The sequence below is a fragment of the Streptomyces mesophilus genome (assembly GCF_011044995.1).
Classification (GTDB): domain Bacteria; phylum Actinomycetota; class Actinomycetes; order Streptomycetales; family Streptomycetaceae; genus Streptomyces; species Streptomyces mesophilus.
Map to the genome: position 1 here is coordinate 1 of NZ_JAAKZW010000041.1, position 21218 is coordinate 21218.

Sequence of the window (21218 nt, forward strand, 5' to 3'; positions counted from 1 at the left end):
CCCCCTCGGTCGACCCCCAACAAGGAGCCTTCATGCAGGAGTTGAACTGCGATGTCCTGGTCATCGGCGGCGGTCTCGGCGGTATCGCCGCCGCGCTTGCCGCCGTGCGGATGGGCCGGCAGGTCGTCCTCACCGAGGAGACCGACTGGCTCGGCGGCCAGCTGACCTCGCAGGCGGTACCCCCGGACGAGCACCCGTGGATCGAACAGTTCGGCTGCACGGCCACCTACCGCCGGCTCCGCGACGCGATCCGCTCGTACTACCGGCGCGGCTACCCCCTGACGGAGTCGGCGCGGGCCACCGAGTACCTCAACCCCGGCCAGGGCGTGGTCAGCCGGCTCTGCCACGAGCCGCGGGTCGCCGTGGCGGCGATCGACGAACTCCTCGCACCCCACCGGTCGAGCGGCCGCCTTCGGGTCCTGCTCCGGCACAGGCCGGTCGCCGCCGAGACCGACGGCGACCGGGTCACGGCGGTACGGCTCCTGGACACCGGCACCGGCCGCGAACTCACCGCCTCTGCCCCGTACATCCTGGACGCGACCGAGGACGGAGAGCTCCTGGAACTGGCCGGCGTTGAGCATGTGACGGGCTCGGAGAGCAGCGCCGACACCGGCGAGCCGCATGCGCTCGACGGACCGGCGCAGCCGCTCGACCAGCAGTCCTTCACGTACTGCTTCGCCCTGGACCACAGGCCCGGCGAGAACCACACCATCGACCGGCCGCGGATGTACGGCTTCTGGCGCGACTACGCGCCGGACTTCTGGCCCGCGCCGCTGCTCAGCTGGTCACAGGTGTCGCCCGAGAAGCTCTTCCGGTACGAGAAGAACGTCTTCGAGCCGGACAGGGACTTCGACCTGTGGCGCTTCCGCCGCATCCTGCACGGTCCGCACCTGGTGGAGGGGGACGCCTCCCGGGACATCACGCTGGTGAACTGGCAGCAGGTGGACTACTGGCTGGGCCCGGTGATCGGCGTTGACGCCGCCGAACGTGAGCGCCACCTGGACGCGGCCAAGCAGCTCAGCCTGTCCTTCCTCTACTGGATGCAGACCGAGGCGCCGACGTACGACGGCGGCACCGGCTACCCCGGGCTGCGGCTTCGCCCGGATGTGGTGGACACGGCGGACGGTCTCGCCAAGTACCCGTATCTGCGCGAATCCCGCCGTATCCGGGCCGAGTTCACCGTCGCCGAGCAGCACGTCGGGGTGGCCGCGCGCGGCGAGCTGGAAGGTGCGGAGGAGTTCCGCGATTCCGTCGGCATCGGCAGCTACCGCATCGATCTGCACCCCTCGACCGGCTCAGGCGCCGGGCCGCGCCAGTACATCGACGTGGAGAGCTGGCCGTTCCAGATCCCGCTCGGGGCGCTGCTTCCGGTGCGGGTGGAGAACCTGCTGCCCGCGGCGAAGAACATCGGCACCACCCACATCACGAACGGCTGCTACCGGCTGCACCCCGTCGAGTGGAACATCGGCGAGGCGGCCGGAGCGCTGGCCGCGTACTGCCTGGAGACCGGCTCGGCGCCCCGTCAGGTGCATGCCGATCCGGTGAAGCTCGACGAGTACCAAAAGCTCCTCACCGACCTCGGCATCGAGCTCAGCTGGCCGCGCGAGGTCCGCACCCAGAAGAAATACAACTGACACCTGACCAATGACCTATGACCAATGACAACTGACACCTGACCGGATGTGAGGCAGGACGAGATGGTTGTGCTCGACAAACCGGTCGCCGCGGAGGAGGCCGCCGAGGCCGCGGCGCCGCCGAAGAGACGCCGGCGCGGGCGACTGCGCCGGGACCGGCTGCTGCTTGCGTGCGCGCTGCCCGGCCTCGGCGTGATCCTGTTGTTCCACTACGCGCCGCTGCTCGGCCATGTCATCGCGTTCAAGGACTACCAGCCGTACATCGGCATAGCCGACTCACCCTGGGTCGGTCTGGACAACTTCCAGGCCATCTTCAGCGGTGATGTGGTCTTCCTCAACGCGCTCAGCAACACCCTGGTCATCTCGCTCCTGCAGCTCGTGTTCGTCTTTCCGCTGCCGATCGCGGTGGCGCTGCTCCTCAACTCCCTTGTCTCGGAACGCTTCAAGCGCCTCGTCCAGTCGGTGCTCTACCTGCCGCACTTCATGTCCTGGGTGATCGTGGTGGCGATCTTCCAGCACATGCTGGGCAACGCCGGGATGCTGAACAGCTTCTTGTCGGACCACGACCTCGGCAGCGTCAGCATCATCGGCAACCCGTCGATGTTCAAGGAACTGATCGTCGCCCAGGTCATCTGGAAGGACACCGGCTGGAGCACGATCCTCTTCTTGGCGGCGATGTCCCGTATCGATCCGGCCCTGTACGAAGCGGCGGCCGTGGACGGCGCCTCGCGGCTGCGGCAGCTGTGGCATGTGACGCTGCCCGGCATCCGCTCGGTGGTGATCCTGCTCGCCATCCTGCGGCTCGGCGATGTGCTCAGCGTCGGCTTCGAGCAGATCATCCTGCAGCAGCAGGCGGTGGGCCCGGGCGCCTCGGAAGTCCTCGACACCTACGTCTTCAACAACGCGGTCGGCGCCGGCGTCTGGGGCGGGTCGGCCGCCGCCGGCCTGGTCAAGGGCGTGATCGGCGTCATCCTCGTCCTCGGCGCCAACAAGGTCGCCCATCTCTTCGGCGAGCGAGGGGTCTACCAGAAATGAGCGCCTCAGTGACACCGGCCGGAGTGCCGGTACGGACGGCCAAGGGGTTCGTCCTCACCGTCTGCTGCCTCCTGGTGATCCTCCCCTTCCTCGCGGTCATCTCCACGAGCCTCGCGGACCAGCAGCAGGTGACGGCGGCCGGCGGGTACGTGCTGTGGCCCGAGAACCCCAGCCTCGAGGCCTACCGTGCGCTGTTCTCCGGGGGCGTGGTCACCCGGGCCGTGGCCGTCTCGGTCGGCATCACGGTGGTCGGCACCACCTTGTCCCTGGCCTGTACGACGCTTCTGGCGTACGGCCTTTCGCGGCCCGGCAGTTACGGCAGCAAGCCGATCCTGATGCTGCTCCTGTTCAGCCTGCTCTTCACGCCGGGCATCATCCCGATGTACCTGACGGTCAAGCAGCTGGGCCTGCTGGACAGTTACTGGTCGCTGATCCTGCCGACGCTGATCAACGCCTTCAACGTGATCGTCATGCGGGCGTTCTTCCTCGACCTGCCCCAGGAACTCCTCGACTCGGCGAAGATCGACGGCGCCGGCGAACTGACCATCCTGACGCGGATCGTGATGCCGCTCTCGAAAGCGATCATGGCGGTGATCGGCCTCTTCTACGCGGTCGCGTACTGGAACAGCTTCTTCTCGGCCCTGCTCTACATCACCGACAACGAGAAGTACCCACTGTCCCTCGTCCTGCGCACGTACGTGGTCAACAACGCCACGATCGGCAGCGGCGACACCGGCGCAGCACTCCCCCAGCAGTCCCTGCAGATGGCCATGCTGGTGGTCAGCATCCTGCCGATCCTGTGCGTCTACCCGTTCCTGCAGAAGCACTTCGCGAAGGGGATCATGATCGGGGCGGTCAAGGGGTGACCGGTGCCGTAGGACGCCGGGGTCAGCCCGCCACCACCGGCAGCACATCCGGCGACAACGCCCCCGCCTGGGCCGCCGCCGCCGTCATCCGGCGCCGGTGGTGGCGGCGGCACAGCACCTCGTAGCCGACCTCCTCGGCCGGCCGGTTCACATCGCCGACCACGACCTGCGCACCGTCGACGACCATCTCGCCGGCGACGGTCCGCGCATTGTGCGTGGCCCGCGCTCCGCACCAGCACATCGCCTCGACCTGCAGTGTCTCTATGCGATCGGCCAGCTCGATGAGCCGCTGCGAGCCGGGGAACAGCTTCGTACGGAAGTCCGTCGTGATGCCGAACGCGAAGACGTCGAGCTCCAAGTCGTCCACGATCCGCGCGAGTTGGTCGATCTGGTCCGGCGCCAGGAACTGCGCCTCGTCCACGATCACGTAGTCGACCCGGCCGCCGCGCGACAGCTCGTCCACCACATACGCGTAGAGGTCCATGTCCACGCCCGCCTCGACCGCGTCCGTGACCAGGCCGAGCCGCGAGGAGAGCTTGCCCTCGCCGGCGCGGTCGTCCCGCGTGAAGATCAGGCCCTGCAGGCCGCGGGCCGAGCGGTTGTGGCCGATCTGGAGAGCGAGGGTGCTCTTTCCGCAGTCCATCGTTCCGGAGAAGAACACCAGCTCGGGCATGGGAGGTTGAGCGCCTTTCGAATACGGGGTTACGGGGAGGAGGCGGGCGGAGCGTCAGGAGCGGACCTGCAACAGCGGGACCAGTTGCTCGACCGGTGTCATCGAACCGTGGTTGCCCGTCATCAGGGACTCCTTCGGCTCGCGTTCCGTCGCGATGATCAGGACGTCGTCGCGGGCCGCGGCGATGACATCGCCCAGGCGGTCGTAGACGCGTGCGTCGTACGCGCCCGGCGGGCCGAACCAGCCGGCCGCCAGGGCCTCGTCGCGCGAGGCGACCCAGAACTGTTCGCCGAGCACCTCGCGCCAGCAGGCAAGCACGTCGGACTGCGCACCCGGCACGGCGTAGACGTGGCGGGCACGGCCCTCGCCGCCGAGCAGGGCGACGCCCGCGCGCAGCTCCCAGTCGTGGTCGAAGTCGATGCGGTGCTCGTCGTCGAAGGGGACGTCGAGCATGCCGTGATCGGCGGTGACGTACAGGGCACTGCGCGGCGGAAGCTGCTCGGCGAGGCGCTGGACGAGCCGGTCGACATACATCAGCTGGCCGCGCCAGGCGTCGGAGTCCACGCCGTAGCGGTGGCCCTTGCCGTCGACCTCGGCGTAGTACGTGTAGACCAACGAGCGGTCACCGGCGGCCAGTTGCTCGGCCGCGAGGTCCATCCGGTCCTCGCCGGAGAGCCGGCCGTGGAAGGTGCCGCCGCTGAGCGCGATCTTCGTCAGCGGGGTGTTCTGGAAGTGCGGCGCCGAGACCTGCGCGGTGTGCACACCGGCCCGGTCGGCGAGCTGGAAGACCGTCGGATACGGCTGCCAGACCGCCGGGGCCGTCCAGGGCGTCCAGCGGAGCTGGTTCATCAGCTCGCCGGTGGCCGGGTTGCGCGCCGTATAGCCGGGCAGGCCGTGGCTGCACGGCGGCAGGCCGGTGCCGACCGAGGCGAGCGAGGTCGCGGTCGTCGCCGGGAAGCCGACAGTGATCGGGCGGCCGGAGCCGCCGCGCGAGCTCGCGATCAGGCTGCTGAGATACGGCGCCTCGTCGGGGTGCGCGAGCAGCTGCTCCCAGCCGAGGCCGTCGATGAGGAAGACGCAGTTGCGGTCGGCGGGCTCGAGCTCGGCGATCCGCGGCTCGAACCCCGGGACCTCCATACCGGCGGCCAGGGTCGGCAGCAGATCGGCCAGCGAACCGCTGCCGTACGCGGGCACAGGGGCGCTCTCGACCGGGAGGATCTCCGGGTCCGGCCAGGCGGGCTCGGCCATCAGCGCTGCGTGGCCGCGGTCGCCTCGGACAGCGCCTGCGCGAAGGCCAGGGTCTGGCGCACGGTCTCGGGGCCGTCACCGGCCTCGCTGACCCGAAGGCTCAGGTCGTCGGCCGTCGAGCTGCCCGTGTAGCCGTGGTCCGCCTCGCAGTTGGAGTCGCCGCAGGCGGCGGGCTCCAGGTCGATACGGGAGACGGCGCCCCAGCCGATGGTCAGGAGGACCTCGCGCGGCAGGGTGCCGGGCTGGTACTTCTCCGGGTTCGCGACGACGCGGCTGACGACCACGGACGAGATGCGGCCGATCTTCACGGACTCCGTGGACGTCGTGGCGTACGGCGTCGGGGAGCTCGAGTCGGCGGCCTGCTCGTCGGTGTGGCTGACGATGAAACGGGTGCCGGTCAGGACCAGGACCGTGACATGGCGGCGCACCTCGTTGGCATCGAAGGTGGTCTCCTGGTGCACCAGGTACGACACGATCGGCTCCCCACCGACGGCGGCCTCCACCGCCTCGGCCACAAGGGCCGGGTAGTAGCCGCTGCGCTCGATCGCCGCGCGCAGCCCCTGGGTCGTCGTACCGGTCTTCGCCATGGGCCCATCCTACGGGGGTGAGGTGACGGGGGTGACCGGCTATGTCAGCCCCGTCCGGTGCCGTACGCGGACCGTCAGTACGCCGGCAGCGTCCGCGGCCCCAGATCATCCCGCACCGGCGGCGGAGCCAACCGCACCCGCGCGCTCAGCACGCGAGCCCCCCGATGCGCGACGACCACGGGCTCCAGATCCACGGCCACCACCTGCGGGTGATCGTCGAACAGGCGGGACAACCGCTGGAGGAGCTCCTCCAGGGCCGCCGTGTCCACGGGGTCCGAGCCACGCCAGCCGAACAGCAGCGGCGCCGCCCGGATCGAGCGGATCAGTGCGGCGGCGTCACGGTCCGTGACCGGAATCAGCCGGTGCGCGGTGTCACCGAGCAGCTGGGAGGGCGCGCCGGCCAGACCGAAGGAGAGCACCGCTCCCACACCGGGGTCCAGTGAGGCCCGTACGACGGTGTCCACTCCCCTGGGCACCATCGGCTGGACGACGAGCCGCGCCTCCTCGCCCTTGCCGAACAGCCCGGTCAACTCGGCGTGCGCGGCCCGCAGTTGCTGCTCGCCCGCGAGATCCAGGCGTACGCAGCCGAGGTCGGGGCGGTGGCGCAGATGCGGCGCGGTGGCCTTGAGGGCCACGGGGTAGCCCATGAGCGCGGCGGCCTCGACGGTGGCGCTCTCGTCCCAGGCGGGCTTGGACCCGGTCACTTCGATGCCGTAGTCGGCGAGCAGCGCCTGAGCCTCGGGGGCGCTCAGCTCGAAACCCGCCTCGTCGGTGCGCCCGCGGCCGGCCGCCTCGATCCGCTCGTCGGCCGCCTGCTCGTCGATCCGCTCGAGCTCGGGCACCTTCCCGGGCTCGGCGGCCTCCCGCCGCCACTGCGCGTAGGCCCAGGCCTCGCCGAGGGCACGGGCGGCGCGCTCGGCGGCGGGGTAGGTGGGGATGGCCAGGGAGGTGGGGCCGCCGACGGTTCCCGGAGCGGGATGCCCGGCCCCGGCCGGCTGCCGGCCCGGGGGCGCGGGCGCTTCGTGGGTGCCAGGGGTCGCGGGACCGCGCAGGTCACCGGCCGCCACTGCGGCCCCCACCCCGCCGGACACCCGCGCTGCCCCCGTGTCACCGGGTACGCCTCCGGTCCCCATGTCACCGGATACGCCTCGCGTCCCCGCGTCACCGGAAGCCGGACCGGCCCCCGGGCCACCGGACCCCACGCCTTCCCGCCCCGGCGCCGTCCGAGTGGCCGCCGACAGTGCCTCCGCCAGACCGCCCAGCTCCACCGCCACGACCACCACCGGCTTGGCAGGACCCTCGGCCACCGTCTCGCGGACGGCGGCGGCGAGTGCCTCGCGTTCGGCGGCACCGTCGCGGCCACCCTCCCGTACCCAGGGAATCGCCGTGATCACCACGGCGTCGCACCCGTCGTCCGCGAGCGCGCGGGACAGCGCGGCCCGGAAGTCGGAGGGCGTGGCCGAGGTCGTCAGGTCGATGGGGCGCCGCGGCCGCAGGCCCTGGGCCAGGCAGGCGTCGTACGTGAGGAGACCCAGGGACTCCGAGTTGCCCAGGATTCCCACGCGCGGCCCGGCCGGCAGCGGCTGGCCCGCGAGCAGCAGCCCGACGTCGACCAGCTCGGTGACCGTGTCGACCCGGATCACCCCGGCCTGGCGAAGGAGCGCCGAGACCGTGGCGTGCGGCAGCCGGGTGCCCGGCACCGCGTGCCCGGCCGGTGCGACCCCGCCGTGCCGCGCGCCCTGCACCACGACCAGCGGCTTGGCCAGCGCGGTGCGGCGCGCGAGGCGGGTGAACTTACGGGGGTTGCCGATCGACTCCAGATACATCAGGACGACGTCGGTGCGCGGATCGTCGTACCAGTACTGGAGCACGTCGTTGCCCGACACGTCCGACCGGTTCCCCGCGCTGACGAACGACGAGAGCCCGGCGCCGCGCCGGTGCAGTCCCGCGAGCAGTGCGATGCCGATGCCACCCGACTGGGTGAAGAGCCCGATCCGTCCCTGGGCGGGCAGCTCGGGCGCGAGCGAGGCGTTGAGCCTGACGTCGGGTGCCGTATTGAGGACGCCGAAGGCGTTCGGGCCGATCAGGCGCATGCCGTACGAACGGGCCTGGCGCACCAACTCCCGCTGCCGCCCCCGCCCTTCGGGCCCGGACTCGGCGTATCCCGCGGACAGGACCACGAGTCCCCGTACGCCCTTCTCGCCGCACTCGGCGACGACGGCCGGCACCTGCGCGACCGGCACGGCGACCACGGCGAGGTCGACCGGTTCCTCGATGTCCCGTACGGAGGCGACCGCGGGCACCTCGTCCAGCGAGCCGGATGCCGCCGGGTTCACCGCGTACAGCCGGCCGGTGAAGCCGCCCCGCACCAGGCTCTGCAGCACGGTCCGTCCGACGCCGCCGGGCTGCCGGCCCGCCCCGATCACCGCGACGGACGCGGGCGCGAGCAGCCGCTGCACCGAGCGGGCCTCGGCGCGCTGTTCGCGGGCGCGCTGCACGGCGAGCGAGGCCTCGGTCGGTTCGAGGTCGAACTCCAGGCGGACGACGCCGTCCTCGAAGCTGCGCTTCTGGGTGTACCCGGCGTCCGTGAAGACCTTGATCATCTTGTTGTTGTTGGGCAGCACCTCGGCCGCGAACCGGCGGATGCCGCGCTCGCGGGCCACGGCCCCGATGTGTTCCAGCAGCGCGGAGGCGACTCCCCGCCCCTGGTGGGCGTCCTGCACGAGGAAGGCGACCTCGGCCTCGTCCGCGTCCCCGGACGCGGCCCGCCCGTTCTCGTCGATCCGGTCGTAGCGCACCGTGGCGATGAACTCGCCGGCCACGGTGACCGCGAGGCCCACCCGGTCCACGTAGTCGTGGTGGGTGAAGCGGTGCACGTCCTTGTCGGACAGGCGCGGGTAGGGCGCGAAGAAGCGGTAGTACTTCGACTCGTCCGAGACCTGCTCGTAGAAGCTGACCAGGCGCCCGGCGTCCTCGGTGGTGATGGGCCTGATCCGGGCGGTGCCGCCGTCGCGCAGCACGATGTCCGCCTCCCAGTGCGCGGGATACGTCTGCTGCGCATCCTGAGCGGCGGGCTGTTGCGGCATCGGCTCCGGCGGCTGCTGCATGGGGCCAGGGTACGGGTCGCGCGCCCGGCGGGAGCGTTGCAGTCTAGGAAGACCTCGGGCGGCGGGCCGGGGTGACCGCGGGCGGCAGGCCCTAGGTCGGACGGGCTGCGGACCTTTGGCCTGCAGGACCATCCACCGCAACATGAGAGACTGGTCTAGACAAGGCTTGAGTGAAATCTGAAGGGCAGCATCACATGGCTGAGCGCCGCGTCAACGTCGGTTGGGCCGAGGGTCTCCACGCCCGTCCCGCCTCCATCTTCGTCCGTGCGGCCACGGCCGCCGGCGTCCCCATGACGATCGCCAAGGCCGGCGGCAACCCCGTCAACGCGGCCTCGATGCTCGCGGTGCTCGGCCTGGGTGCCCAGGGCGGCGAGGAGATCGTGCTGGCTTCCGAGGCCGAGGGTGCGGACGCCGCGCTCGACCGCCTGGCGAAGCTGGTCGCCGAGGGCCTGGAAGAGCTTCCCGAGACTGTTTGATTCTCAGGGATTTTTCCGACTGAGCCGCTGCCACCGATTCGGTGGCAGCGGCTCAGTCGTTTCCGCACCTATTCCGTCATGCATTTCTTCGCATACGAGAAATCGCATGCGGGCACGCGAAACAGCCCCCGCCGAATTCCCCTCTTTGTATACGGACCGCTTGTTAAGCCCGGCCGCCCGCCATGTTTACGCGATGTTGCGAACCGCTCACACGCACGGTCGGCGGCTGACCGCGCAACCGGTGGGCACGGATGGCGCGTTCGGTGTGCTGGGCGGTGAGCAGCCGGGCGCGTTCGGCGTCGCCGCGGGCCACGGCGTCGACGATCGCGCCGTGTTCGGCCCAGGATTCGGCGGGCCGCTCCGGTGACTCCACCGCGTACATCCAGGCGATCTTGTGGCGCAGCTGCGTCAGCAGGGTGATCAGGCCGGGGCTGCCCGAGGCCTGCGCGAGCGTCTCGTGGAACCAGCCGCCGAGGCTGCGCAGATCCTCGCTCTGCCCGCGTCTGGCCCGCTCCTGCCCCAGTCTCACCAGGCCGCGGAGCACCTTGAGGTGCGCCTCGGTGCGGCGCTGCGCGGCGCGTGCGGCGCCCAGTGGTTCGAGCAGCATCCGGACTTCGAGGAGGTCCGCCGCCTCCTGCGCGGTGGGCTCGGCGACATGGGCGCCCGCATGCCGGCGGGTGACGACGAAGCCCTCGGCCTCGAGGGTGCGCAGGGCCTCGCGGACGGGGACCCTGGAGACCCCGTAGCGACGCGCGAGCACTTCCTCGGTGAGCCGGCTGCCGCGCTCGAAGACCCCGGAGACGATGTCGTCCCGGATGGCCGTGCATACCGACTGCGCGGGAATGCGCATGATCGAACCACCGCCTTTGCTGCCCACAAGTTACTCAACTGTCAGCGACTCTATTGCAGGCTCCCTCAATTCCCGGAAGGGTGGCGGGAATTCATGGGGTTGCATTTCGGCCCGAGTTGGGCCCTGCGGACAAAAGACGAAGGCCCCGGCGGATGCCGGGGCCTTCGGAGCGACTGTGGTGCGCCGTGGGTCAGATGCTGACGCCGTGCGCGCGCAGATACGCGACCGGGTCGATGTCCGAGCCGTAGTCGGGGCTGGTGCGGGCCTCGAAGTGGAGGTGCGGTCCGGTGACGTTGCCGGTCGCGCCCGAGATGCCTATCTGCTGGCCGGGGGTGACCTGCTGGCCGACCGAGACGCCGATGGACGAGAGGTGGCCGTACTGGGTGTACGTGCCGTCGTTCATCTTGATCACGATGTTGTTGCCGTACGCGCCGCCCCAGCCGGCCTCGACGACGGTGCCCATGCCGACCGAGCGCACCGAGGTGCCGGAGGCGGCGTGGAAGTCGACGCCGGTGTGGCTGCCGGAGGACCAGACGGCGCCGCCGGCCTTGTAACCGGTGGAGACGTAGGAGCCGGAGATCGGCGTGGTGAAGGAGTTGAGGCGCTTGCGCTCGGCCTCGCGGGCGGCGCGCTCCTTGGCCTCGCGCTCCTCCTTGGCCCTCGCCTCGGCCTTCGCCTTGGCTTCCGCTTCGGCCTTGGCCTCGGCGGCGGCCTTCTCGGCCTCCTGCTGCTGAGCCTCGGCCTGGGCGTCGATCCGCTCGGTGAGGGTGTCGCCGATGGAGACGGCCTTGGTGAGGCCGGTGTCCTCGACCGTGGACTTGGCGTCCGCGGCGTAGGCGGTGGAGCCGAGCGAGCCGATCACGCCGGTGGTGGTGAGGGCGGCGACGCCCGCGATGCTCGCCGTCTTGCGGCTGAGCGCGCTGGGACGACGGTGCTTCCCGGTGGCACGGGAGAAAGCCATGGAGCGGCGGTGTCCTTTCCTTCCTTCTCGCCTACCGGGTTAGCTGACGGGTTCGGAGCAGGAAGGTCTCCTACGGACGGCCGCCGGGCGGCTGTCCGATTCACCCCAGGGACTGCGTGTGGGTCCCCGGCTCCCCAGGCTCGCGCCTGACGGGGACTCGGCGATGACTGTTCGTTGCCGCGGATGCGGCGTACAGCGGACGAACAGCCGGACCGACGCTAAGCGGGACATCTTTCAATCAACAAACGGAATGGGCCTTTTGTAGCGCATGCCACAGGGCAGACCCTCAACCTCCGTACTAATTCGGACATAAAGCCATAACTCAAGAGAACAGGGACCCCGGAGATCTCCGGAGTCCCTGTCGTCCGCGGCGGTCCCGACTGGCCCGTGACAACCGTCACCCAGCCGGGAACACCCCTCACTCAGCCCGTGACAACCGTCACTTCACCGATCCCGAGCTCCTTCACCGGCTCCGCGATCGCGGCCGCGTCGCCCACGAGCACCGTCACGAGGTGGTCCATCGGGAACGCGCTGACGACCGCGGCCGTCGCCTCGACCGTGCCGGTCTCGGCGAGCATCCGGTACAACTGCGCCTGGAAATCGTCCGGGAGGTGCTGCTCGACCTGGTCGGCGAGCGTGTTGGCGACGGCCGCCGCGGTCTCGTAACGCAGCGGCGCCACACCCACGAGGTTCTGCACGGCCGTCTCGCGCTCGGCGTCGGTCAGTCCCTCCGCGGCGAGCGTGCGCAGGACCTGCCACAGGTCTTCGAGCGCGGGGCCCGTATTCGGTGTGTCCACCGAGCCGCTGATGCCCAGCATGGCCGCACCCGACCCGTCCGGCGCCGAGCGCAGCACCTGGCCGAAGGCCCGTACGCCGTACGTATAGCCCTTCTCCTCGCGCAGCACGCGGTCCAGACGGGACGTCAGGGTCCCGCCCAGGCAGTACGTGCCGAGCACCTGGGCCGGCCACACGCGGTCGTGCCGGTCGGGGCCGATCCGTCCGATGAGCAGCTGCGTCTGGACGGCGCCGGGCCGGTCGACGATGACCACGCGGCCGGTGTCGTCGGCGGTGACCGGCGGCACCGGGCGCGCCTGCCCCGGCGTGCCCGTCCACTGACCGAGGGTCTCGGCGAGCAGGGCGTCGAGGTCGGTGGCGGAGAGGTCGCCCACGATCACGGCGGTGGCGGTGGCGGGTCGCACCCACGCCTCGTAGAACTTCCGCACGGCCTCGGCGTCGATACGGCCGACCGTCTCCTCGGTGCCCTGGCGCGGCCGCGCCATGCGCGCGCCGGCCGGGAACAGCTCCTTGTAGAGCTCCTTGGCGGCGCGGCGGGCCGGGTTGGCCAGCTCGTGCGGGATCTCGTCGAGGCGGTTGCGGACGACGCGGCTGACCTCGCTGTCCGCGAACGCCGGTGCGCGCAGGGCGTCGGCGATCAGCCCGAGTGCCTTCGGCAGCCGGGACACGGGGACTTCGAGCGAGACCCGGACGCCCGGGTGGTCGGCGTGCGCGTCCAACGTAGCGCCGCAGCGCTCCAGTTCGGCCGCGAACTCCTCGGCGCTCAGCTTGTCGGTGCCCTCGGAGAGGGCGCGCGCCATGATGGTCGCGACCCCGTCCAGGCCCTCCGGCTCGGCGTCCAGCGGCGCGGCGAGGAAGATCTCGACGGCGACGACCTGCTGGCCGGGACGGTCGCAGCGCAGCACGGTGAGGCCGTTGGGCAGCGCCCCGCGCCCGGGCGCGGGAAACGCCCACGGCTTGGCCTCGCCGGCCTGGGGCTGCGGGTGGAATTCCATGGTGGAGAGCTCGGTCACTGCCCCGCCTCCTCTTCCTCTACGTCACTGGCGTCGGCGTCGGCGTGCACGGGCTCGTACACGAGCACCGCCCTGTTGTCCGGGCGAAGCCGGGCCTCGGCCACGGCCTGGACCTCCTCCGCCGTCACCGACAGGACGCGGTCGACGGCGGTGAGGGCGAGCTGCGGGTCGCCGAACAGGACCGCATAGCGGCACAGTTCGTCGGCGCGGCCCGCGACGGTGCCGAGCCGGTCCAGCCACTCGCGCTCCAACTGGGCCTGGGCGCGCTCCATCTCCTCGGCCGTCGGGCCCTCGGCGGCGAACCGCGCGAGCTCCTCGTCGACGGCCGTCTCGATGACCGGCACCTCGACATCGCCGGAGGTCTTCACGTCGAGCCAGCCGAGCGAGGGCGCTCCGGCGAGCCGGAGCAGACCGAACCCCGCGGCGACCGCGGTCTGGTCACGCCGTACGAGACGGTTGTAGAGCCGCGAGGACTCACCGCCGCCGAGGACGGTCAGCGCCAGGTCGGCGGCGTCGCACTCGCGGGTGCCGTCGTGCGGCAGACGGTAGGCGGCCATCAGCGCACGGGCCGGCACCTCCTCCTCGATCACCTCGCGCTTCTGCCCGCCGTGGATCTCCGGCAGGGCGCCGTCGCGCGGCGGCTGCTTGCCGTCGTGCGAGGGGATGGAGCCGAAGTACTTCTCGATCCACGCGAGGGTCTGCTCGGGGTCGATGTCGCCGACGACCGAGAGCACCGCATTGTTCGGCGCGTAGTACGTACGGAAGAAGTTCCGCGCGTCCTCGAGCGTGGCCGCGTCCAGGTCGGCCATCGAGCCGATGGGCGTGTGGTGGTACGGGTGGCCCTCGGGGTACGACAGGGCGGTCAGCTTCTCGAACGCCGTGCCGTAGGGCACGTTGTCGTAGCGCTGGCGCCGCTCGTTCTTCACCACATCGCGCTGGTTCTCCATCGACTCGTCGTCGAGGGCCACCAGGAGCGAGCCCATACGGTCGGCCTCCAGCCAGAGCGCGAGCTCCAGCTGGTGGGCGGGCATGGTCTCGAAGTAGTTGGTGCGCTCGAAGCTGGTCGTGCCGTTGAGCGAACCGCCCGCGCCCTGCACCAGTTCGAAGTGCCCGTTGCCCTTGACCTGGCCCGAGCCCTGGAACATCAGGTGCTCGAAGAGATGGGCGAGGCCCGTGCGGCCCTTGACCTCGTGGCGTGAACCGACGTCGTACCAGAGGCATACCGCCGCAACAGGGGTCAGGTGGTCCTCGGAGAGCACGACGCGCAGGCCGTTGGCCAGCCGGTGCTCGGTCGCTGTCAGGCCGCCGGAGCCGGCCTCGGCGGTGGCCGTGTGACCCATGGGCATGTGGTCCCTTCGATTGCGGGAATACGTGTGGGCAGAGAGTTCTGTCACTGTATGCAAGCGCGCGGACATCCGGGTAAGTTCCCGCTCCCGCTCAGCCCACAGCGATCGCGATCAAGCTGCTGTGGCCGGGTCGACGTCCGCGTTGTCAGTGGCGCGGTCCACAATGGTCCGCGTCAGAGAACCGCACATGTAGGTGAAGGAGCCGCAGCAGCGATGGCCCGCCGCACTACGAAGACCCCGCCACCGCCGGACGACTTCGAGGAGAGGATCCTCGACATCGACGTCGTCGACGAGATGCAGGGCTCCTTCCTCGAGTACGCGTACTCGGTCATCTACTCGCGCGCCCTGCCGGACGCCCGCGACGGCATGAAGCCGGTGCACCGCCGGATCGTCTACCAGATGAACGAGATGGGGCTGCGCCCCGACCGCGGCTATGTGAAGTGTGCCCGCGTCGTCGGCGAGGTCATGGGCAAGTTGCACCCCCATGGCGACGCGTCGATCTATGACGCGCTCGTCCGCATGGCGCAGCCGTTCTCCATGCGGCTGCCCCTGGTCGACGGGCACGGCAACTTCGGCTCGCTCGGCAATGACGACCCGCCGGCCGCGATGCGGTACACCGAGTGCCGGATGGCCGACGCCACCTCGTTGATGACCGAGTCCATCGACGAGAACACGGTGGACTTCACGCCCAATTACGACGGGCAGGAGCAGGAGCCGGTCGCGCTGCCGGCCGCGTATCCGAATCTCCTGGTCAACGGCGCGTCCGGCATCGCGGTCGGCATGGCGACCAACATGCCGCCGCACAACCTCGGCGAGGTCATCGCCGCGGCCCGCCACCTGATCAAGCACCCGGGCGCCGACCTCGAGACGCTGATGCGCTTCGTCCCCGGTCCCGACCTGCCCACGGGCGGCCGGATCGTCGGACTCGCCGGCATCAAGGACGCGTACGAGAGCGGCCGCGGCACCTTCAAGATCCGCGCGACGGTCGCGATCGAGAACGTGACGGCGCGCCGCAAGGGACTCGTCGTCACCGAACTGCCGTTCACCGTCGGCCCCGAGAAGGTCATCGCCAAGATCAAGGACCTGGTCGGCTCGAAGAAGCTGCAGGGCATCGCCGACGTCAAGGACCTCACCGACCGCGCGCACGGGCTGCGTCTGGTCATCGAGATCAAGAACGGTTTCGTCCCTGAAGCGGTCCTCGAGCAGCTCTACAAGCTGACGCCGATGGAGGAGTCCTTCGGCATCAACAATGTGGCGCTCGTGGACGGCCAGCCGCTCACGCTCGGCCTCAAGGAGCTCCTCGAGGTCTACCTCGACCACCGCTTCGAGGTCGTACGGCGGCGCAGCGAGTTCCGCCGCACGAAGAAGCAGGACCGGCTGCACCTGGTCGAGGGCCTGCTCGTCGCGCTGCTCGACATCGACGAGGTCATCCGTCTGATCCGCTCCAGCGAGAACTCCGCGCAGGCCAAGGAGCGCCTGATGGAGCACTTCTCGCTGAGCGAGGTGCAGACGCAGTACATCCTCGACACGCCGCTGCGCCGGCTCACCAAGTTCGACCGGATCGAGCTGGAGTCGGAGCGCGACCGTCTGAAGGCCGAGATCGCCGAGCTGACCGCGATCCTCGAATCGGACACCGAGCTGCGCAAGATGGTCTCGGGCGAACTGGCCGCCGTGGCCAAGAAGTTCGGCACCGACCGCCGTACCGTGCTCCTGGAGTCGGCTGGCGCGCCCGCGTCCGCGGTTCCGCTCGAGGTCGCGGACGACCCGTGCCGCGTGCTTCTCTCCTCGACGGGCCTCCTTGCCCGTACGGCCAATGGCGAGGTCTCCTTCGACGCCGACGCCAAGCGGGTCAAGCACGACGTGATCGTCTCGTCCGTGCCGGCGACGCAGCGCGGCGAGGTGGGCGCGGTGCTCTCCTCGGGCCGGCTGCTGCGGCTCCAGGTCATCGATCTGCCCCAGCTGCCGGACACGGCCTCGGCGCCCAACCTCTCGGGCGGTGCGCCGATTTCGGAGTTCCTCTCGCTCGAGGACGACGAGAGCCTGATCTGTCTGATGACGCTCGACGAGTCCTCACCGGGCCTGGCGCTGGGTACGGCGCAGGGCGTGGTCAAGCGCGTCGTCCCGGACTATCCGTCCAACAAGGACGAGCTCGAGGTCATCACCCTCAAGGACGGTGACAAGATCGTCGGCGCGTGCGAACTGCGTACCGGCGAGGAGGACTTGGTCTTCATCACGGACGACGCCCAGCTGCTTCGCTACCAGGCCGCGCAGGTCCGTCCGCAGGGGCGGCCGGCCGGCGGTATGGCGGGCATCAAGCTGACGGAGGGCGCGAAGGTCATCGCGTTCACGGCGGTCGACCCGGCGGCGGACGCGGTGGTGTTCACCATCGCGGGCTCGCGCGGCACGCTTGACGACTCGGTCCAGACGACGGCCAAGGCCACTCCGTTCGACCTCTATCCGCGCAAGGGCCGTGCCACGGGCGGCGTCCGGGCGCAGCGCTTCCTCAAGGGCGAGGACTGTCTGTCCTTCGCCTGGGCGGGACCGGTGCCGGCCAAGGCGGCCCAGCGCAACGGCACACCGGCCGAGCTCCCGGAGCTCGACCCGCGCCGCGACGGCTCGGGCATCTCACTGGGCAAGCCGGTGTCGGCGGTTTCCGGACTGGTCTAGCCGGCGGCGGTACGAGGGCCGGACTCAGGCGTCAGCCGGGTCCGGCTCTTCGTCGTCCTCCGTCAGCTCACTCGCGGGCTCGGCCTCTTCGGCACCTTCCCGCCGTACGAAACGCAGCACGCCCCACATCGTCTCGGGCCGGACCTCCTGCGGTACGTCGTCGGCGCAGCGCTCGAGTCCGGCCTCAAGGCGGGCCCCATCGATCCCGGCCCCGATCAGGACGAGTTGGGTCAGCCGCTCCTCACCCGCGCCCCATGGTTCGGGCGTGAACCGCAGAAACCGGCCCACCGCGTGCAGGGCGTACCGGTTGTGCGGATCGTGCGCCCCGAAGTCGATGAACCCCTTGATGCGGTACAGACCGACAGGCCGCGCGTCGAGGAAGTCGAGCAGCCGCCGCGGGCTCATCGGAGTCCGGGCCGTGAACGAGACCGTCTCGTAGCCCGCGTGCAGGTGACCGCCATGGCCTGCCTCGTGGTCCTCGTGCTCCCCGTGCTCCTCGTCCTCCTCCCGTACGTCGTCGAAGGACAACTGCCCGATCCGCTCCGCACTCGGCCGCCGCTCGAAGAGCAGCTCCGGATCGATCCGGCCGTACGAGGCCTCGACGACAGCGGCCGTCGAACCGGTAGCGGCCAGAGCGCCCCGCAGACGCCCGAGCGCCTCGGAGTTGATCCGGTCCACCTTGTTGAGCACGATCAAGTCGGCGAGCGCCAGATGCCGCTCGATCTCCGGATGCCGCTCCCTCGTGGCCTCGAACTCGGCGCCGTCGACCACCTCGACGAGCCCGCCGTACACCGCGCGCGGGTTCTCGCTGGCGAGCAGCATCCGCACCAGCTCCTGCGGTTCGGCAAGCCCGCTGGCCTCGATCACGATGACGTCGAGTCCCACCGACGGGTGGGTGAGCTTCTCCAGATACGTATCGAGTTCGCTGCCGTCTACGGCGCAGCACAGACAGCCGTTGCCCAGCGAGACGGTGGAACCGACCTGTCCGGAAACGGACATGGCGTCGATCTCGATCGCACCGAAGTCATTCACCACCACGCCGACCCGGGTGCCACCGCTGCCGCGGAGGAGGTGATTGAGCAGGGTGGTCTTTCCTGCCCCGAGAAAACCGGCGAGGACGACCACGGGAATCTGCCGCCCGGCCTCCGGATTCTGCCGCTCGGTCACACTGCGCCTTTCGTACGGCGACGGTTCGAACCGGAACAGCATAGGCAGACCTCACTCGAGGCACTCGGGGCCCTGTGAGCCGGTACGTCCGGCACTGAGTGCAGAGTTTTGCCCGAAGTAAACGATTGTTAGCACTCCATGCGGGGCAATGAAACTGCACGGCGCATGTCACGACATCAGTACGCGACTGTGCGCCGTCCTCTCCGCCCTCCCGCCGACCAGAGCCGCTCGGCACCCTGGGGGGTGGCAAGCGCACCGCCCACCGCTCGCCGGTCCCGCTCCCCTGTCGCCCCGCACCCGACGGCCGGCGGACGGTCGCCTGAATCGAGGGTTGACATGGCCACACGGAAGTCTGGGGTCCTCCGGCTGTTGTCGGTCACCCTGGGGGGAATCACGGCCGGCAGTGCCGCTCTCGCCGCGCTGCACCCGCGCAAGCCGAACCCGGAGCTGCAGCGCGAACTGCTCGACCAGCAGCGGGAGCTGATCGGCCAGCAGCGAGAGCTGCTCGACCATCTGCGCAGCCAGCATCACCATGCCCGGCTGATCGCTCAGCAGCAGCTCCAGCTTGACCTCCTGGAGAAGGTCCTGCGCGATCCCTCGCTCGCCGCCGTGTTCGATCTGCACGAGGGCGAGGCCAGTGCCGAGCGGCGCCGGCAGTACCTCGTCGCCAATGCCATGTACACCAACGCGCTGCTCGCCTGGAGAATCGAGACGATCACCAAAGAGGGCTTCCTCGGCTATGTGCGCGGCATGCTGCAGAACCCGGTCTTCCGCGAGTACTGGGACGCCACCCGCAAGCAGCGCCTCACGCTCGACGACTCCGACGAGGCCCGGATGGGGCGCGAGGTGGACGAGCTGGCGGAGCAGTTGGACGAGTCCGAGTCGGACGAATGGTGGGTCGTGGGAAGGCCGGGTGTCTGAGGGAGCACTTGTCGGCCGATTCACTCCTACGAGCGAGCCAGTCTCAGCCAAATATTGCCGAACTGGAGGGGCAGGCCAGACCTCTTGAGGTACACGGTGCCCATGTCAGCCAGCGCCCACAGTTGGCCTAAAGTGATCCATGTGACGCGATCACAGGTTTTCCTTGCCCGGTGACTCATCCTGATCCCGTGGTCCGCCGCCGTATCGGCGCGTCTCCTGCCCAGCGCGGAAGCCTCAGCGGAAGCAACTGCCCCGACATCTTCGAGTTGTCGGACGGCTCCTTCGCGATCATCGGTACCGACCGTACCGACCTCCTCGAAGGCAGCCTGCCTGCCGACGCGTCGCGCGGCGCACACGAGCGCATCGTGGTCATCACGCGCGAGACCCTGCTGAGGGCCAAAAGTGATATCCCCGAAGCCTGACCGTTCCCACGGTCAGGCCCTCTTGCTTCTCGCTCCCGTTCCCCCAGGCCCGGTATTCGCGCTCCACGCGTCGAATACCGGGCCTTCGCTTGTGTACGCGGCCCGGTCACCCGAAGTACGCGCGGCCCGGTCAATCCAAGTACACAGCGTCAGCCGAAGTACGCGCCGTCAGCCGAGCACCGGCACCTGGACGGGCGGCTCCGCCCCCACATACCTCGCCGCAGGGCGGATGATCTTTGAATCCTGGGCCTGCTCCAGGAGGTTGGCGCTCCAGCCCACCACCCGGGCCGCCGCGAACGTGGGCGTGAACATCTCGCGCGGCAGGCCGCACAGCTCCATGACCACACCCGCGTAGAACTCGACATTGGTGTGCAGCTCGCGGCCCGGCTTCAGCTCCGCCAGGATCGCCTCCACCTGGCGCTCCACCTCGATCGCGAACTCGACCAGCGGGCCGCCGAATTCCCGGGCGATGCCCCGCAGCATCCGCGAGCGCGGGTCCTCCGTGCGGTACACGGGGTGCCCGAAGCCCATGATCCGGTCGCCGGCCAGGACCCGCTCCCTGATCCAGGGGTCGATACGGTCCGGCGTACCGATCGCGTCCAGGGTGTCCAGAGCCCGGCTCGGCGCACCCCCGTGCAGCGGCCCCGAGAGCGCGCCGACCGCGCCCACCAGACAGGCCGCCACATCCGCTCCGGTGGAGGTGATGACACGGGCCGTGAAGGTTGACGCATTGAATCCATGGTCGATCGTCGAGATCAAGTAGCGCTCGATCGCCCTGGCGCGCGCCGCGTCCGGTTCCGAACCGGTCTGCATGTAGAGGTAGTTGGCGGCGTACGAGAGGTCCGTGCGCGGCTCGATCGGCTCGAGACCCTGCCCAAGCCGGTGCAGTGCGGTCAGCAGGGTCGGTACAACGGCACTCGCGGCGAGCGTGTCCGCGAGCCGCTGCTGCGGCGAGATGTCGTACACCGGACGGAAGCCCTTGGCCGCGCCGAAGAGCGAGAGCGCCGAGCGCAGGCCGGCCAGCGGGCCCGACAGGGCCGAGGCGCGGGCGATCGCGGGGAGGGCCGCGCGCACGTCGTCGGGCAGGGCGCGCAGGGCCGCCGTCCGCTCGGTGAACGCCTGGAGCCGGGCGGCGTCCGGCAGTTCGCCGTGCACCATCAGATGCCATACATCCTCGAAGCCGCGGCGCTCCGCGAGCTCCACGGCCGAGTACTGGCGGTAGTGGTAGAAGCCCTCGCGGCCTCGCACGTCCCCGAGCGCCGTGTCCGTGACGACCACCCCGGCAAGCCCACGCGGAACCTCGCCGATCAGACCTTGCGCCATTGTTCTGCTCCCCTCACGCCGTCAACTCTGTCCGGACCTCTGCTTTGTCCGGCCCTCTGTCTTCAACTTGATTTGACTGTCTATCCTTGACTTCATCATTGTCAATATTGATTGAATCAATGCATCG

17 protein-coding genes and 1 riboswitch are annotated in these 21218 nt (G+C 70.0%); of the genes, 7 read left to right on the forward strand and 10 right to left on the reverse strand.

Annotation, left to right across the window (positions count from 1 at the left end; genetic code table 11):
• The first annotated feature begins 32 nt into the window (after positions 1-32).
• The 3 genes from G6045_RS13250 (at position 33) to G6045_RS13260 (ending at position 3535) form a co-directional block, all read left to right on the forward strand.
• Complete coding sequence (locus tag G6045_RS13250) at positions 33-1634, forward strand: FAD-dependent oxidoreductase (protein ID WP_206343683.1); 1602 nt, start codon at positions 33-35, stop codon at positions 1632-1634.
• Between the two features lie 63 nt (positions 1635-1697).
• Entirely contained in the window at positions 1698-2669 is a 972-nt protein-coding gene (locus tag G6045_RS13255; RefSeq protein ID WP_165332120.1) for an ABC transporter permease, read from the forward strand.
• On the forward strand, positions 2666-3535 hold the full coding sequence (locus tag G6045_RS13260) for a carbohydrate ABC transporter permease (RefSeq protein WP_165332121.1): 870 nt from the start codon (positions 2666-2668) through the stop codon (positions 3533-3535). Before G6045_RS13255 ends, G6045_RS13260 begins: the two co-directional genes overlap by 4 nt.
• 22 nt (positions 3536-3557) lie before the next feature.
• Here G6045_RS13260 and G6045_RS13265 read toward each other — a convergent pair whose 3' ends face one another.
• From G6045_RS13265 to G6045_RS13280, 4 genes are all read right to left on the reverse strand, one after another.
• Entirely contained in the window at positions 3558-4208 is a 651-nt protein-coding gene (locus tag G6045_RS13265) for a thymidine kinase (protein WP_165332122.1), read from the reverse strand.
• Between the two features lie 54 nt (positions 4209-4262).
• The gene (locus G6045_RS13270) at positions 4263-5456 is read right to left on the reverse strand and encodes an alkaline phosphatase family protein (protein ID WP_165332123.1); all 1194 of its coding nucleotides are present in this window, start codon (positions 5454-5456) and stop codon (positions 4263-4265) included.
• A complete protein-coding gene (locus G6045_RS13275) occupies positions 5456-6043 on the reverse strand; it encodes a DUF5998 family protein (protein WP_165332124.1) in 588 nt (195 codons plus the stop codon). The genes G6045_RS13270 and G6045_RS13275 overlap by 1 nt, the downstream gene beginning before the upstream one ends.
• A 74-nt stretch (positions 6044-6117) precedes the next feature.
• On the reverse strand, positions 6118-9150 hold the full coding sequence (locus tag G6045_RS13280; RefSeq protein ID WP_235967864.1) for a bifunctional acetate--CoA ligase family protein/GNAT family N-acetyltransferase: 3033 nt from the start codon (positions 9148-9150) through the stop codon (positions 6118-6120).
• A 194-nt stretch (positions 9151-9344) separates the two neighbouring features.
• On the opposite strand from G6045_RS13280, the gene G6045_RS13285 reads away from it, so the two are divergent.
• Positions 9345-9626, forward strand: a complete 282-nt coding sequence (locus tag G6045_RS13285) for an HPr family phosphocarrier protein (RefSeq protein ID WP_089104302.1) — start codon at positions 9345-9347, stop codon at positions 9624-9626.
• 163 nt (positions 9627-9789) lie between these two features.
• Here G6045_RS13285 and G6045_RS13290 read toward each other — a convergent pair whose 3' ends face one another.
• The 4 genes from G6045_RS13290 to G6045_RS13305 all read right to left on the reverse strand — a co-directional run bounded on the left by G6045_RS13290 (position 9790) and on the right by G6045_RS13305 (position 14591).
• A complete protein-coding gene (locus tag G6045_RS13290) occupies positions 9790-10476 on the reverse strand; it encodes a GntR family transcriptional regulator (RefSeq protein ID WP_165332125.1) in 687 nt (228 codons plus the stop codon).
• 190 nt (positions 10477-10666) lie between these two features.
• Positions 10667-11437 carry a M23 family metallopeptidase gene (locus G6045_RS13295; RefSeq protein ID WP_165332126.1) on the reverse strand — a complete coding sequence of 257 codons (771 nt, stop codon included), beginning with the start codon at positions 11435-11437 and terminating at the stop codon, positions 10667-10669.
• A gap of 14 nt (positions 11438-11451) precedes the next feature.
• A riboswitch (cyclic di-AMP (ydaO/yuaA leader) is annotated at positions 11452-11610 on the reverse strand.
• A gap of 249 nt (positions 11611-11859) precedes the next feature.
• The gene (locus G6045_RS13300) at positions 11860-13245 is read right to left on the reverse strand and encodes a M16 family metallopeptidase (protein ID WP_165332127.1); all 1386 of its coding nucleotides are present in this window, start codon (positions 13243-13245) and stop codon (positions 11860-11862) included.
• Complete coding sequence (locus G6045_RS13305) at positions 13242-14591, reverse strand: M16 family metallopeptidase (protein ID WP_165332128.1); 1350 nt, start codon at positions 14589-14591, stop codon at positions 13242-13244. The genes G6045_RS13300 and G6045_RS13305 overlap by 4 nt, the downstream gene beginning before the upstream one ends.
• A gap of 213 nt (positions 14592-14804) precedes the next feature.
• On the opposite strand from G6045_RS13305, the gene G6045_RS13310 reads away from it, so the two are divergent.
• On the forward strand, positions 14805-17258 hold the full coding sequence (locus tag G6045_RS13310; protein ID WP_165332129.1) for a DNA gyrase/topoisomerase IV subunit A: 2454 nt from the start codon (positions 14805-14807) through the stop codon (positions 17256-17258).
• Between the two features lie 24 nt (positions 17259-17282).
• Here the strand turns inward: G6045_RS13310 and G6045_RS13315 are convergent, their stop codons facing one another.
• Positions 17283-18467, reverse strand: coding sequence for a CobW family GTP-binding protein (locus G6045_RS13315; RefSeq protein WP_165332130.1), 1185 nt, complete (start codon positions 18465-18467; stop codon positions 17283-17285).
• A 327-nt stretch (positions 18468-18794) separates the two neighbouring features.
• Between G6045_RS13315 and G6045_RS13320 the strand changes: the two genes are divergently transcribed.
• Both G6045_RS13320 and G6045_RS13325 read left to right on the forward strand, forming a co-directional pair.
• The gene (locus G6045_RS13320; protein WP_165332131.1) at positions 18795-19346 is read left to right on the forward strand and encodes a DUF6082 family protein; all 552 of its coding nucleotides are present in this window, start codon (positions 18795-18797) and stop codon (positions 19344-19346) included.
• A 188-nt stretch (positions 19347-19534) separates the two neighbouring features.
• Positions 19535-19768, forward strand: a complete 234-nt coding sequence (locus G6045_RS13325) for a hypothetical protein (RefSeq protein ID WP_165332132.1) — start codon at positions 19535-19537, stop codon at positions 19766-19768.
• A 168-nt stretch (positions 19769-19936) separates the two neighbouring features.
• Here G6045_RS13325 and G6045_RS13330 read toward each other — a convergent pair whose 3' ends face one another.
• Positions 19937-21091, reverse strand: coding sequence for a citrate synthase/methylcitrate synthase (locus G6045_RS13330; protein WP_165332133.1), 1155 nt, complete (start codon positions 21089-21091; stop codon positions 19937-19939).
• Positions 21092-21218: the final 127 nt, after the last annotated feature.

Coding starts and splice junctions, on each gene's coding strand:
- G6045_RS13250 (WP_206343683.1), top strand. CDS start 33: ATGCAGGAGTTGAACTGCGATGTCCTGGTCATCGGCGGCGGTCTCGGC.
- G6045_RS13255 (WP_165332120.1), top strand. CDS start 1,698: ATGGTTGTGCTCGACAAACCGGTCGCCGCGGAGGAGGCCGCCGAGGCC.
- G6045_RS13260 (WP_165332121.1), top strand. CDS start 2,666: ATGAGCGCCTCAGTGACACCGGCCGGAGTGCCGGTACGGACGGCCAAG.
- G6045_RS13265 (WP_165332122.1), bottom strand. CDS start 4,208: ATGCCCGAGCTGGTGTTCTTCTCCGGAACGATGGACTGCGGAAAGAGC.
- G6045_RS13270 (WP_165332123.1), bottom strand. CDS start 5,456: ATGGCCGAGCCCGCCTGGCCGGACCCGGAGATCCTCCCGGTCGAGAGC.
- G6045_RS13275 (WP_165332124.1), bottom strand. CDS start 6,043: ATGGCGAAGACCGGTACGACGACCCAGGGGCTGCGCGCGGCGATCGAG.
- G6045_RS13280 (WP_235967864.1), bottom strand. CDS start 9,150: ATGCAGCAGCCGCCGGAGCCGATGCCGCAACAGCCCGCCGCTCAGGAT.
- G6045_RS13285 (WP_089104302.1), top strand. CDS start 9,345: ATGGCTGAGCGCCGCGTCAACGTCGGTTGGGCCGAGGGTCTCCACGCC.
- G6045_RS13290 (WP_165332125.1), bottom strand. CDS start 10,476: ATGCGCATTCCCGCGCAGTCGGTATGCACGGCCATCCGGGACGACATC.
- G6045_RS13295 (WP_165332126.1), bottom strand. CDS start 11,437: ATGGCTTTCTCCCGTGCCACCGGGAAGCACCGTCGTCCCAGCGCGCTC.
- G6045_RS13305 (WP_165332128.1), bottom strand. CDS start 14,591: ATGCCCATGGGTCACACGGCCACCGCCGAGGCCGGCTCCGGCGGCCTG.
- G6045_RS13310 (WP_165332129.1), top strand. CDS start 14,805: ATGGCCCGCCGCACTACGAAGACCCCGCCACCGCCGGACGACTTCGAG.
- G6045_RS13315 (WP_165332130.1), bottom strand. CDS start 18,467: ATGCTGTTCCGGTTCGAACCGTCGCCGTACGAAAGGCGCAGTGTGACC.
- G6045_RS13330 (WP_165332133.1), bottom strand. CDS start 21,091: ATGGCGCAAGGTCTGATCGGCGAGGTTCCGCGTGGGCTTGCCGGGGTG.